Raw genomic sequence first — 13,127 nt, 5'->3', positions numbered from 1 at the left:
GCGGGGGGCGCGGGCGCGGGCCCGGGGGGCGCGGGCGCGGGCCCGGGGGGCGCGGGCGCGGGCCCGGGGGGCGCGGGCGCGGCCCTCACGCTGCGGGTGCATCAGAACAAGTACCTGCCCGCCTCCGCGGGCCGCACCGAGATGCACGCCATCGTCAGCGTGCGGGCCCACGGCCTGGGCCCGGCGGCGGCCCGTACCGCCACTTCGGAGGTCATCGTCATCGACTGCTCGATGTCGATGAGCTGGCCGCCGACCAAGATCGCGGCAGCGCGCCGGGCCACCGCCACCGCGGTCGGCATACTGCGCGACGGCACCCGCTTCGCGATCGTCGAGGGCACCGAACAGGCCCAGGTGGTCTATCCGTTCACCGGCGGCATGGCGGTGGCGGGGCCGGACACCAAGGCCGCGGCCGCCCGGGTGGCCGCCCGGCTGCCCGCGGTCGGCGGCACCGCGATGGGCTCCTGGCTGGATCTCGCCCGGCGGCTGCATCTGCGGCAGCCCGCCGCGATCCGGCACACCCTGCTGCTCACCGACGGCCGTAACGAACACGATCCGCCCGGCTATCTGGACCAGGTGCTGGACGCCTGTGCCCCGCATTTCACCTGTGACGCGCGCGGGATCGGCGACGGCTGGGACGCCACCGAGCTGAAGCGGATCGCGCACCGGCTGCACGGCCGGGCCGACGCGGTCCTGGAGGACTCCGCGCTGGCGGCCGAGTTCGAGGAGATGGTCTCCGCCTCGATGGCCAAGGCGCTGGCCGGGGTGCGGATCCGGATCCGCACCCGGGCGGGCAGCCGGGTCGGCTTCGTCAAGCAGGTGCACCCCACCCGGGCGGACCTCACCGACGAGGGCGTCCGCCCCGATGAGCGCACCTGGGAGTGGACCGGCAGGGCGTGGGGCGACGAGACCCGCGAGTACCAGGTGTCGGTGCTCGCCGATCCGCGGCGCGATCCGATGGGCGAGGACGTGGAGCTGGCCGCCGTGGAGCTGGTGGTGGAGGGCGACACCGCGCTGCCGCCGCCCGAGCCGGAGTCGGTGCTGGTCCAGTGGACGGACGATGTGCTGCTTTCCTCGCGTATCGACCCCCGGCTGGCCCACTACGACGCCGACTCCGAGCTGGGTCACGCGATCACCGCGGGCTGCGACGCCTACGAGGCGGGTGACCGGGAGCGGGCCCGCCGCCAGTGGGGGCGCGCCGTACAGCTGGCCCATCAGCTGGGCAGCGAGAAGATGCTGGCCCGGCTGAGCGGGCTGGTCCATATCGTCGACGCGGCCACGGGCGAGGTGCGGATCCGCGAGCCCATCCGGCCGCTGGACCTCAACTCGGTGATCGTCGTGTCGGAGGAGAGCGCCCCCTTCATGGGGCTGGAGCGCCCGGAGCCCGCCGCGCCGCCCGCCGCGGATGTCCTCTGCCCGGCCTGCGGGCGCCGGTCGCCCGCCACCGCCGGGTTCTGCCAGCAGTGCAACACTCCCCTGAGCGGCGAACCGGGTGAGCCGGGTCGAGCGGGCGGCGCGACATGACCGCCACCCGGGCCTTCCTGGTGCGCCGGCTGATCGCCCTGCTCGTGGTCACGACGGTGGCCGTGGCCGCGCTGCTGGGCGCGTACTACGGCGTCAGCCGCAACTCCAGGGCGGTGACCGACCGGTCCACCCCGGCGATATTGCAGGTGGCCGCCGCGATCGACGCGCTGAACGCCTCGTACGACGAGGCGCGGCGCAGCATCTCGAGCCCCACGGCGGAGTTCGAGGGGCTCAGCGAGGAGTACCGCGACAAGCTGTCCACGGCCAGGCAGAGCCTGACCCAGGTGTCCAAGAGCACCATCGGGGGCGAGTCGGCGCGCGGGGCCCTGCGCACCTCGGCGGCGCTGGTGACGTCCTACGGCGACACCGTCGAGCAGGCGTACGCGAACCGCGAGAACCCGACGCTCAGGGACGCCTATCTGCGGTACGCGGACTCCATCCTGCGCCACGACCACAGCGGCGTCCTCGACCGCCTGAAGGCGGTGCAGCAGCGGCAGTACGGCGTGCTCGACGACCAGACCTCGTTCGGCTGGCTGCTGACGTTCGCCTGGTGGCTGCTGGTGCCGGGGCTGTTCCTCACGCTGGCGGCGCTGCTGGTCCACACCCAGCGCTTTCTGCGGCACCGCTTCCGGCGGCTGGTCAATCCCTGGCTGGCGGCGGCCACCGCGCTGCTCGTCGCCCTGCTGCCGCTGGCGGTGTTCACGTACCAGACCCAGGACCGGCTGGAGTCGGCCCGGGCCAGCCTGACCCAATCGGACATCGGCCGCACCGGCGGCCCCACCGCCAGGAAGGTCGCGAGGACGATGCGGAACGCGCATTGGCAGGCAGGCGCGGTCGGCTGGATACCCGTGGGCGGCGCCGTGCTGGCCGCCCTGATCCTGGTCGGTCTCCAGCCGCGTATCGACGAGTACCGGTTCCAGCCCCGATGAGCGCGGCGAAGCGGTCCGGGCACGCCACGGCCACGGTCCTCGGGCTGTGGATGGTGCTGCTGTGTGTCGTGGGCGCGGGCGATACGAGCGGCTGGCAGTCGCGCGGCAGCGTCAGCGTGCTCGCGTCATGGACCGGCGACGAGGGCCAGGCGTTCCGGGCCCTGCTGGACACGTTCACCCGGCGCACCGGCATCCATGTGGACTATCAGGGCACCACTGCGCTGCGCGAGGTGCTGTCCTCGGAGGTGGCCTCCGGGACCCCGCCCGACATCGCCGTGCTGCCCAGCGCGGGCGAGCTGGCCGCGTACGCCCGCCAGCGCCAGCTGACCCCGCTGGACGGAGTGATCCCGAGCCGGGAGCGCACGGCCTACGGAAAGCTGTGGACGCCCCGGCTGAGCGCCGACGGTCCGGTGTACGGGATCGCGGTCAAGGCCGATCTGAAGAGCATCGTGTGGTACGGCCGCGACCGCCGCCCGGGAACGCTGGCCGCCCTCGCCGCCGACGGCCGCCAGTGGTGCGTCGGCATGGGCGACGACGCGACCTCCGGCTGGCCCGGCACCGACTGGATCGAGGATCTGCTCCTCCAGCAGCAGGGCAGATCCGTCTACCAGGACTGGGCCACCGGCGGGCTGCCGTGGACGGACCCCCGGGTGGAGCGCGCCTGGCGGAGCTGGGGCTCGCTCTTCGGCAAGGACACCGCGCGCACCGCGCTGATCACCGACTTCCGCGAGGCGGGCGCGAAGCTGTTCGGCGCGAAACCACCGTGCGCGCTGGAGCACCAGGGGTCGTTCATCCGCGGCGGCTACCCCGACCCCGCCAAGGCGGCGTTCGCCTTCTCCCCCGGGCTCATCCCCGACACCGACCAGCGATCCACCGCCCGCGAGGTGTCCGGCGACTTCGCCGCGATGTTCCGCGACACCCCGCAGGCCCAGGAGCTGATGCGCTATCTGATCTCGGCCGACGCCCAGCGGGCCTGGGGCGAGAAGACCGCCGACAGCAGCACCCACCCGTTCTTCGCCAACCGCGACGTCCAGTTGGACGCCCAGGGCGACGACGCCGTGGGCCGGAGCATCGCGAAGACCCTCCGGGACTCGGCCTCGCTGTGCCTGGACGCCTCCGACGCGATGCCCACGCGCATGCGGGTGGCCTTCCAGCGCGCCGCGCTGGCCTACCTCAGCGACACCGGCAAGCCGCCGGACGGGCTGCTGCGCAGCCTGGAGAGAATCCGCCAGAGCCTGCGCGACGCCCCCGACCAGCCCTGGCTGTCGACGGTCTGTGGCTGACCGGGGTCGGGAAACCGGACTGCGGCCGACCTGGCTCAGGAAGCCGGGTCAGCCGCCGAGCGGGTTCAGGGCGCTCAGGGCGCCATCTCGTCCGGGCAGGGCGTGCCGCGCGGCAGCTGGTACTTGCCCGTTATCCGGTAGATGCCGGGCCGGGGGGCGTGCAGCACCGTCCACTCGTCCTCCGGCTGGCCCTCTTCCCCGCCCTGGATCTGCTTGGTGAGACAGCCCTCGCGGTTGATCGGCAGCCGGTCGTCCTCCCCCTTCGGGGCCCGGACGCTGTGCCCGTCCTTGTCCACCAGGCCCAGCCACGGCGAGTACGGAATACGGATCAGCACCGGGCCCTTGGCGCGGACCGACAGCACCAGCTGGTCGGCGCCCGCGCGTCGCACGGTGGCGGGCGGGTCGGCGATCTGCGTCGGGTCCTTGACCTCGTACAGCTTCCAGTTCTCGTCCGACCAGACCTGGCGCAGATACGGCAGATCGGTGCCGAGCAGCTCGGACTCCTTCTCCGCCGCGGTGTCCGGGTCGTCCGCGGGCAGCACCACGAAGTGCACCGCCCAGCGCTTGAGCCATTCGTGGTAGCTGACCGGCGTGAGGGTGTCCTCGCCGTAGAAGATCGGGTTCCGGTCCAGGTCGCGCTGGCGGTTCCAGCCGCGCGCCAGATTGACGTACGGGGCGAGCGCGGAGGACTCGCGGTGGCTGCGCACCGGAACCACCTCGACCCGGCCCCGGTCGGCCTGCTCCCGCTTGAGCCGGTCGACCAGCGGCGCCAGCTCACGGGCCCAGGACGCCGAGGGGGCGGTGTGGATCACGTCGTCGACGGTCTTGACCCCCTGCCACACCGTGACGGTCGCGAGCGCCAGCACCAGGACGGTCCAGCGGCGGCCCGCGCGCGTCGTGCGCAGCTCGGCGCGCGGTGGCTTGCGCACCGCGGGCAGCGCGGCGATGAGCACCACACCGCCGAAGATCATGCCGAGCCGGGAGATATTGGTGCCGATCTGGGAGGGAATCGCCCAGGTGAGCACCACTCCAAGGCAGTAGAGCCCGGCCCCGACCCGCACCGTCGACCAGGTGCGCGGCACACACATCAGCGTGGCGGCACCGGTGATGAACGGCAGGATCACCGATCCGATGCCCATCGGCTGCTCACCGGAGAAGGGGAACAGCCACGCCGAGAGACCGACCACCACGGCCGGGGTGACCCCGAGCGCGTACGCGGCGGGGCGCCGCTTGGTCAGCCACAGCCCGGCGGCCACGACGCCCACGAACAGACCGGCCACCGGACTGGACATGGTCGCCAGCGCCGACAGCACGGCGGCCAGGACGAACCGCCCGGCCTTGTGGTGCCAGCGCCGGGAGCGCCACCGCCGGGGCCAGGCGAAGATCACGGCGACGGCCGCGAGCCCGAACATCGCGCCGAGCCCGAAGGTCACACGGCCCGAGATGGCGTTGCAGGTCAGCGCGAACGCGCCGTACATGGCGGGCCACATCGGCCGCCGTACGGCACGGCTGCGCACCAGCAGCAGCGCGAGCAGTCCGGCGGACAGCGTCCCCGCGATCATCATCGTCGAGCGGACCCCGAGGACCGCCATCAGATAGGGCGAGATGACGCTGTACGAGACGGGGTGCATCCCGCCGTACCAGGCCAGGTTGTACGCCAGGTCCGGGTGCTGGAGGGCGAACTCCGCCCAGGCGTCCTGCGCGGCGAGGTCACCGCCGCTGTTCGCGAGCAGCGCTACCCACACCAGATGCAGCAGCGCGGCGGCGGCCAGGGCGGCCAGAACCGGATGGCGCAGGGCCGCCCTCCGGGCGCGCTGGAGCAGCCCGCCCAAAGCGGCCTGGCGACTCTCGCCCTCCGCCTCCGCCGGTCCGGTCGGCTCTTCCGGCCAGCGCTGCGTGGGTACGCGTATTCGTGCGGCGGTGCTCTCCTCCGAGCCCCCGCTTTTATCGGCCCGTGTCGGATCCACGGTGGTCACTGCGGCTCTCCCCGTCTTCCCCCGAGGTCTGCCCCATCGTCCTCAACCCCGCACCGGGTCACTCCGGTTCCGCGGCGGGTCCAGGCCGGGGACCCACCGACGCTAGCACGCTCGGGCGGCCCCGATCCGGCTCGGGCCCCGGCGGCGTTTCGCGCCGGGGCCGCTTCCTCTCGTCCCCTCTATCCCACTTCCCCGCGGGTCAGCCGATACGGGTCAGTTTCGCGCCGAACGACGGCTCGGACAGATCCTTCTGGAGGGCCACCGGCGCCTTGAGCTGTCCGGGGCCCGTGCCCACGGTCACCTCGCCGACGACCGTGCCCGCCTTGGCCGAGTGCGGCACCTTCTCACCGCCGTCGCCGATCTTGATGTCGACCGTCAGACCGGACCAGCCGACCGCCTTCAGATCCTTGGTGGCGACGACCGGCGTGGTGCCGCCGAGGCCGTCGTCGACCTCGCCGACGACATCGCCCTTCTTGATGACGGTGGCCGAGGTGAGGGCGTCCTGCGCGGTGGTGATCAGCTTGTAGCTGTTGGTCTGCGCGAGCTGGAGGCTGGCGTCCAGCGTGGTGGTCGCGCGCTGCTCGAGGACCACACCGAGGATCCGCTGCTTCTTGCCGTCGATCGTCCGCACCGCGCCCCACATCAGCGCACCGCCGGCCGGGGTGGACGAACCGGTCTTGATACCGATCACACCCGGCTTCACCAGCAGATTGTTGTTGTTGTAGATGCGGTCGTCGAGCCCCGGGATATCGGTGTTGGGCGTGGCCACCACCGTCCGGAACGCATCGGACTGCATCGCCGCCTTCGCCAGCTTCAGCTGGTCGGCCGCGGTGGACTTGGTGGACTCCTTCAGACCGCTGGGGTCGGTGTAGGTGGTGTGCTTCATCCCCAGGCTCTCGGCCGCGTCGTTCATCTTCTTCACGAACGCGTCGAGCGATCCGGCGTCCCAGCGGGCGAGCAGCCGGGCGATGTTGTTGCTGGAGTTGATCAGCAGCAGCTGGAGCAGCTGGTGCTGGGTGAAGGTCTGTCCCTCCTTGACCTCCGCCCGCGACTCGTCGGCGGACTTCGCCTCCTCGGCCGCCTGCGCGTCGATCTTGATCTTCGGACCCTCCGCGTCGCCCTTCAGCGGATGGTCCTTGAGCACCACATAGGCCGTCATGACCTTGGTGACGCTGGCGATCGGCACGGGCTTCTGCTCCCCGGAGGTGCCCAGGCTGCCCACGCCCTCGACCTCGGCGGCCGACTGGCCCTGGTCGGGCCACGGCATGGAGAGCGCGCCCCCGCCGAAGCGGTAGGAGGCGTCCGAGGTGAGCTTCAGCGACGGATCCGGCAGCGGCCGCAGCGTCTGGACGACGCCCAGGATGATCACCAGCAGCACGGCCAGTGGCGTCCAGATCTTGACCCGGCGGACCGCCGTCCGCAGCGGCGTCTCGGGCTTGGGCGGCGTATTCGTCAGCTGCGCCAGCAGGTCGAGCGGCGCGGGCTGCTTGCCGTCCGGGGTCAGCGGCGGCAGCGGCTGCTGCTTGGTCCGCTCGGCCTCGGGCACCGCCGTGGGCGGGGCGGCGGGGGCCTTCGGCGCGACGGGCGGGGCGGCGGGCTTCGGCGGGGCCGGGTCATCGGGGGACCGCAGCGGGACGAACTTGCTGGTCCGCTCGTTGTCCGACTCGCCGACGGGCTTCTTGCCGGGCGTCTTCGCGTCGGACGCCTTGTCGGCCGTCTTCGCGTCGGACGCTTTGTCGGCCGTCTTGCTGTCAGCCGGGGGGCTGACCGCCTTGAAGGCGGTGGTCGGCTGGTCGACGCCCTTCTTACCGCCCTCGCCGCCCTTACCGCCCTTGCCGGGCTTCTCCGGGAGCACGCCGAAGGCGGCCGTCGGGCGGTCGATCGGCTTGGCGGACGCGTCGTCGTCCGCGGCGGACGCGGCGTCCTTACCGGACTCGCCCTTACCGGAGTCGCCCTTGGGCTCGTCCGCCGTGACCTCTTCCTTCTTCTTGGCCTCGTCCTTCTTGGCCTCGTCCTTCTTGTCCTTGCCCTCGGCGTCCGCCTTGGGCTTCACCGTACGGAAGACAGCCGTCCGCTGATCCACCGACGACTTGGACGGCTCATCGCCGTCCCTGTCCGCCCCGTCCGCTCCGGCCTCGGGCGCGCCATCAGCCTTGGCGTCGGCGTCCTCCTTCGGCTTCACCGTACGGAAGACAGCCGTCCGCTGATCCACCGACGGCTTCGACGGCTCATCACCGTCCTCGCCCGCCTCGGCTTCGGACGCACGCTCAACCTTCGCGTCGGCATCCGCGTCATCAGAGTCGTCAGCGTCACCGGAGTCACCGGAATCATCGGCGCCGTCCGCACCGTCCTCGTCCGCTTCTGCCTCCGCGCCGGGCTCGGCCGCATCCCCCTTGGGCGATTCGTCCGATGCACCGGCATCCGCCTCCGGCTCCGCCTTCACCTCCGACGCCCCGGAACCTTCGCCCTGTTCACTATCGCGAACACCAGAAACCTTCGCTTCGCCCCGGTCTGCCGCCGGTGCCTCTGGTTCCGCTTCCGCCTCCGCTTCGGCCTTCGCCTGGGAGGTCACCCCGGGCTCGTCAGAAGCCGACTCCGGCTCCTCGGAACCCGACCGGAGGTCGTCGGACACGACGGCGACCGCCGTCGAGCCCTGACCCGCCTCCGCTTCGCGCGAGATCGCGAGCCTCGGATCGCTCTCTCCCCTAGCCGTCTCCCCCGACGACTTCTGCTGATCCGACCTGCCGGGGGACTCGCCCGCCACCGATGCCTCCTCGATATGTGTCGCGGGACGCCCTACGCCCCATGGCGTCACGTCCCGCAGCCCAACCTCTACCAGTGTCATGTGTGTCCGGCACGCGATCGCGCATCGCCACAGCCGGAGAGCGTCTTCAGGTGCCCGCCCACCTGCTAGACGAGAACGACATACCTACTGGTTCCCACCCAAACCCCCCAGGCACTCTCGACAGACCAATGTGAGAGGGGTCACCCTGTCATTCATCCACGCGGGGAGGCATGGATGGGCAGGAGCCGCAGAACAATTCCGGAGGAGCTTCTGCTGCTCGCTTTGGACCCGACCACGGGTACCACGGCGCAGCCGCAGTCGCTTGACCTCGGTCTTGCCGGGGCACAGCTAGTAGAGCTGGCCCTGGCCGGACGGATAGCCCCTGACGGGGATCGTATCGCCGTGGTGCTGCCACGGCCGACCGGAGATCCGACTCTGGACTCCGCGCTGGAGCTGCTGCGCCGACGCGGCAGCCCGGTGCGCGCGGTCCACTGGATCGGCGGGCCCCGACTGGGGCTGCGCCAGACGTACCTCACGCACCTGGAGCGCTGCGGCATGGTGCATGCCGTCGCGGGCCAGATGTGTGGCGTACTGCCGACCACTCGCTACCAGGCGACGGACACGGCGATCAGCCGGGAGATCAGGGCCCGGCTGGACAGCGCGATCCGCACCGGCGTACCGCCGGACCCGCGGACCGCCGCGCTCGCCGCCCTGGCTCACGCGGTCGGGCTCGGCAAGCACCTGTATCCCGGGAACGAGGGGCGTTCCTCGCGCTCCAGGCTCCGGGATCTGATCCGGCACGACCCGATGGGCGGTCTCGTGGCGCACGCCGTGATGGACGTGCAGAACGGTGTCGCGGCGCAGCCACGGCGCGCACCGGCCGCGGGGCCGGGCCGACAGCCGGGCACGCGCGCCGCGGCGGAGCCCGCGGCCGGCGTTCCGGCGCAGCCGTCCCGTCGCGGGAGCATGGCCCGCGTCGGAGCGCGCTGAGGCCCCTTCGGGGCGCCATCGCACCAGTACGCACCACCCAGCCCGTCGAACGCACCAGCAGCCCGTCAGCGGGGCGGCGGACACCGCTCCCGGCACCGTCCGGGGCGGAGCGCCACCGTCCGGCTCCGAGCAGCACCGAGCACCACTGACGCTCCACCGACCGCACCGCAGTCCCCACTGACCCGGTTCGGGAGCCGCTGAAGCGCGCGGGGTGGTGGGACGGCCGATTTGGACGACCGGCCGTCCCACCGCCCCGCGCGCGCGTTCGTCCACCGTTGTGCGACCGCCCTTGTGCGGCCATTTCCCAGCGCGGCCCCGTCCGGTAGTGGCAGGCTGCTGAACAGCATAAATCAGCAGTACGAAGCCGGAGGTGCACGTCCCGTGACATCGAACGTCGGCCCCACTGTCCGGCGACGCCGGTTGGGCCAGGAACTGCGCAGGCTCCGCCAGGAGAAGGGCATGACGGCGGAGGAGGTGGCGGAGGAGCTGATGGTCTCCCAGTCGAAGATCAGTCGACTGGAGAACGGACGCCGCAGCATCAGCCAGCGCGATGTGCGCGACCTGTGCCGCACCTACAAGGTGGAGGACAAGGCGCTGGTCGATTCCCTGATGCAAATGGCGAAGGAGTCGCGCCAGCAGGGCTGGTGGAACGCCTTCGGCGATGTGCCGTACAGCGTCTACATCGGCTTCGAGACGGACGCGGCGTCGCTGCGGGTCTACGAACCCCAGGTGCTGCCCGGCCTCTTGCAGACTCCGGAGTACGCGGAGGCGGTGATCAGCGGCGCCCTTCCGGAGGCCCCGCAGGACCAGATCGCCCAGCGGGTGCAGGTCCGGCTCAGGCGCCAGGAGCGGATCACCGATCCGCTGGCCCCGCTGCGGCTGTGGGCGGTCGTGGACGAGGCGGCGATGCGGCGGGTGGTCGGCAATTCCAAGATTATGAGCGATCAGCTGGACTATCTGGTCCGGATGAGCCACGAGCCCCATGTGACGGTGCAGGCGCTGCCCTTCGACATGGGGTCGCATCCGGGGATGAGCGGGCAGTTCACCATCCTGGAGTTCTCGGACGAGTCGGACACCAGCGTCGTCTATCTCGAGGGCGTCACCAGCGACCTTTATCTGGAGAAGCTCAGCGATGTGCAGAGCTACAGCATGATGTACGAGCATCTGCGGGCCCAGGCGCTGAACGCGGATCAGAGCCGCCAGTTCATCACCGAGATGGCCCAGGAGCACGCCCGCAGGCACCGGGAGGAGAGCGAGGCGGCCCCGGCGGACTGAGGGGGAACGGAAACGCTCCGGCGCAAACGGCGAAGGGCGGAGACTACACCTCCGCGCCTCGCCGTGGAAGGGGCCACGGGAATATGCCATCCGGTCGAGTGAATGGCCCGCTTTCCAGACGATGTTGCCGAGTAACGTCGGTGACGCCTCCAATCGGGGGTGCGTCTCATCTACACAATGCATCGGAGCAATCGTGTCCATTCAGCAGGGAAAGACGAGCATGTGGGTGAAATCCTCGTACTCGGCCGGAAACGGCGCTTGCGTGGAAATCTCCTCCCCGGTCATCAGCGAGATCGCCGTGCGCGACTCCAAGGACCCGCAGGGACCGACGCTCAACTTCGCTCCCGCATCGTGGTCGGCCTTTGTGTCCGACGTCAGCCGAGGCGCCTTCGACCTCGACTGATCTCCGCAACACCCGACCGCGGTAGCGCGGTCGGCGGCGCGGAGCGCCAAGCCCGCATCCGAGCCCTCTCGACCGGTCGCCGTCCCTGCCGAGAGGGCTCTTGCCGTTTCCGGCGCTTTCCCGCATCGCCGCTTCAGCGGAGTTCCGCCACGTATTGGTCCGTACCGGGAATCGTCGGAATGAACGGCGCCATGAATTCCACCCGGCCGAGACCGGCAGCGGCCACTTCACCGTCCAGACCGGTGAAACAGGGGTCCCAGCATTCCCGGGGGTCGGACTCCAGGAACCAGAGCAGGGTCAGCCGGGTGTCGACCCCCTCGACCTGCTTCACATACGACATCCGGTCCGAGGGCAGCGGGGTCGGCCGGAAGACCGTCACCATCGCGGCGGGCGAGCCCGCGAGCCGGCGCGGCAGATGTCTGGATCGGAGCCATGCGAGCAGTTCCTCCCGCTGCTCCGGGCCCTCGCTCTCGATCACCTCCAGCGCCAGCCCGGCGTAGGGGTGGTCCAGCGCGTGGTGGTCACGCGGCCCGGCCGCCCCGTCCCGGTAGACGGTGGCCTCGTGGTCCTGGAAGGCCGTGAAGATGTGCGTACGGTCCTGGTAGACCCGCCCGTCCCGGAGGAGCCGCTTGTTGATGCCGACCGTCCACCGCATGTGGTCCGCGTAGCGCCCCTCGGTGAGCCAGTAGACGGAGAGGTAGCAGCCGGCGGTCACCGGCTGGGCGATCGCCGACTTCTCGGGGTAGCGCAGCAGCTGGAGCTCACGGGTGGCGACCCAGCGGCGGCCCGCGTACATCCAGGGCATGGCCATCGCGCCCGCGATGAAGTGGTCGTCCTCGTACCAGCGGTTGTAGGCGTACTCATGGCCCGGGTGCGGCTCTACCAGGGTGATCAGGGCATGGCCCGGACGCACCCCGTACGGGCCGACGGAGGCCAGTTCCGCGTACGCGTCGCTCGTCATGTCCCTCAGGTGTAGCTGACGTGACGTCAGTTGGGGAGGGGTGCGTACGAATCAAGTGCGCGGAATCGGACGGCGAAACGGGGCCGGTGGCGCTCTGGCCATCTCACGGCCGCGCCCCTAACCTGACGCGACGCCAGATACGGGAGGGACCGCCATGCCGCTGGAGGGCAAGACCGTCGTCGTCTCCGGGGTCGGACCCGGGCTGGGAGCCCGGGTGGTGGCCGCGTGCGTCCGGGACGGGGCCCAGGTGGTGCTGGGGGCGCGGACCGAGGAGCGGCTGCCGAAGGTGGCGGAGGAGGTCGATCCTGGCGGTGAGCACACCGCCTGGCGGCCCACCGACATCGCGGACGAGGCGCAGTGCGAGGCGCTGGCCGCGCTCGCCCTCGACCGCTTCGGCCGGATCGACGCCGTGATCCATGTGGCCGCGCTGGACAGCCACTTCGGCGGGCTGGAGGACGCCGACTTCGCCTCCTGGGCGCGGGTGGTGGACATCAATCTGTTCGGGACGCTCCGGATGACCCGCGCCTGTCTGCCCGCGCTGAAGCGGAACGGCGGCTCGGTCGTGCTGATCGGCACCCAGTCGTCGTCCGCCGCCCCCACCGAGCTGCGCCAGACCGCCTACGCCGCCTCCAAGGGCGGGCTGACCTCCGCCATGTACGCGCTCGCGCGTGAGCTGGGTCCGCACCGGATACGGGTCAACACCGTGCAGCCCGGCTGGATGTGGGGGCCGCCGGTGCAGGCGTATGTGACCTTCACCGCGCAGACCGAGGGCGTGGGCGAGGCCGAGGTACTGAGCCGACTCACCGACCGGATGGCCCTGCCCGAGCTGGCGACGGACGGCGATGTGGCGGAGGCCGCGGCGTTCCTGGCCTCCGACCGGGCCCGGTCGATCACCGGGCAGTCGCTGCTGGTGAACGCCGGTGAACTGATGCGTTAGCGCGACTCCTGTCCGGCCTTTCGGGATCCCGCTCCCGTACGACCCAGCGATCGGTGGGCGTGCGTCT

At 71.3% G+C, this 13,127-nt stretch carries 10 protein-coding genes; 7 read left to right on the top strand and 3 right to left on the bottom strand.

What is annotated here, in order from left to right; genetic code table 11:
- Positions 1 to 96: 96 nt before the first annotated feature.
- The 3 genes from ACJX2R_RS30950 to ACJX2R_RS30940 are packed head-to-tail and all read left to right on the top strand — an operon-like array spanning position 97 to position 3,733.
- Positions 97 to 1,521, top strand: coding sequence for a VWA domain-containing protein (locus ACJX2R_RS30950; RefSeq protein WP_413102796.1), 1,425 nt, complete (start codon positions 97 to 99; stop codon positions 1,519 to 1,521).
- Positions 1,518 to 2,450 carry a hypothetical protein gene (locus ACJX2R_RS30945; protein WP_413102795.1) on the top strand — a complete coding sequence of 311 codons (933 nt, stop codon included), beginning with the start codon at positions 1,518 to 1,520 and terminating at the stop codon, positions 2,448 to 2,450. Before ACJX2R_RS30950 ends, ACJX2R_RS30945 begins: the two co-directional genes overlap by 4 nt.
- Positions 2,447 to 3,733, top strand: coding sequence for an ABC transporter substrate-binding protein (locus ACJX2R_RS30940; protein WP_413102794.1), 1,287 nt, complete (start codon positions 2,447 to 2,449; stop codon positions 3,731 to 3,733). The genes ACJX2R_RS30945 and ACJX2R_RS30940 overlap by 4 nt, the downstream gene beginning before the upstream one ends.
- A gap of 74 nt (positions 3,734 to 3,807) precedes the next feature.
- Here the strand turns inward: ACJX2R_RS30940 and ACJX2R_RS30935 are convergent, their stop codons facing one another.
- Both ACJX2R_RS30935 and ACJX2R_RS30930 read right to left on the bottom strand, forming a co-directional pair.
- Entirely contained in the window at positions 3,808 to 5,709 is a 1,902-nt protein-coding gene (locus ACJX2R_RS30935; protein ID WP_413102793.1) for an MFS transporter, read from the bottom strand.
- A gap of 199 nt (positions 5,710 to 5,908) precedes the next feature.
- Complete coding sequence (locus tag ACJX2R_RS30930; protein ID WP_413102792.1) at positions 5,909 to 8,473, bottom strand: D-alanyl-D-alanine carboxypeptidase family protein; 2,565 nt, start codon at positions 8,471 to 8,473, stop codon at positions 5,909 to 5,911.
- Between the two features lie 255 nt (positions 8,474 to 8,728).
- Between ACJX2R_RS30930 and ACJX2R_RS30925 the strand changes: the two genes are divergently transcribed.
- The 3 genes from ACJX2R_RS30925 to ACJX2R_RS30915 all read left to right on the top strand — a co-directional run bounded on the left by ACJX2R_RS30925 (position 8,729) and on the right by ACJX2R_RS30915 (position 11,162).
- Positions 8,729 to 9,484, top strand: a complete 756-nt coding sequence (locus ACJX2R_RS30925) for a GOLPH3/VPS74 family protein (RefSeq protein WP_121824677.1) — start codon at positions 8,729 to 8,731, stop codon at positions 9,482 to 9,484.
- Between the two features lie 381 nt (positions 9,485 to 9,865).
- On the top strand, positions 9,866 to 10,759 hold the full coding sequence (locus tag ACJX2R_RS30920; protein ID WP_262700423.1) for a helix-turn-helix domain-containing protein: 894 nt from the start codon (positions 9,866 to 9,868) through the stop codon (positions 10,757 to 10,759).
- Between the two features lie 193 nt (positions 10,760 to 10,952).
- Positions 10,953 to 11,162, top strand: coding sequence for a DUF397 domain-containing protein (locus ACJX2R_RS30915; protein WP_262700422.1), 210 nt, complete (start codon positions 10,953 to 10,955; stop codon positions 11,160 to 11,162).
- A gap of 133 nt (positions 11,163 to 11,295) precedes the next feature.
- On the opposite strand, the gene ACJX2R_RS30910 is transcribed toward ACJX2R_RS30915, so the two are convergent.
- A complete protein-coding gene (locus ACJX2R_RS30910; RefSeq protein WP_413102791.1) occupies positions 11,296 to 12,123 on the bottom strand; it encodes a hypothetical protein in 828 nt (275 codons plus the stop codon).
- Between the two features lie 154 nt (positions 12,124 to 12,277).
- Between ACJX2R_RS30910 and ACJX2R_RS30905 the strand changes: the two genes are divergently transcribed.
- Positions 12,278 to 13,060: an SDR family oxidoreductase gene (locus ACJX2R_RS30905; protein ID WP_413102790.1), complete on the top strand. Its 783-nt coding sequence runs from the start codon at positions 12,278 to 12,280 to the stop codon at positions 13,058 to 13,060.
- Positions 13,061 to 13,127 lie beyond the last annotated feature (67 nt).

Origin of the sequence: Streptomyces sp. Inha503, from assembly GCF_047215865.1 — a bacterium.
Taxonomy (GTDB): domain Bacteria; phylum Actinomycetota; class Actinomycetes; order Streptomycetales; family Streptomycetaceae; genus Streptomyces; species Streptomyces lycopersici.
The sequence above is the reverse complement of the archived record's forward strand: the minus strand, read 5'-3'. Positions and strand labels throughout refer to the sequence as shown.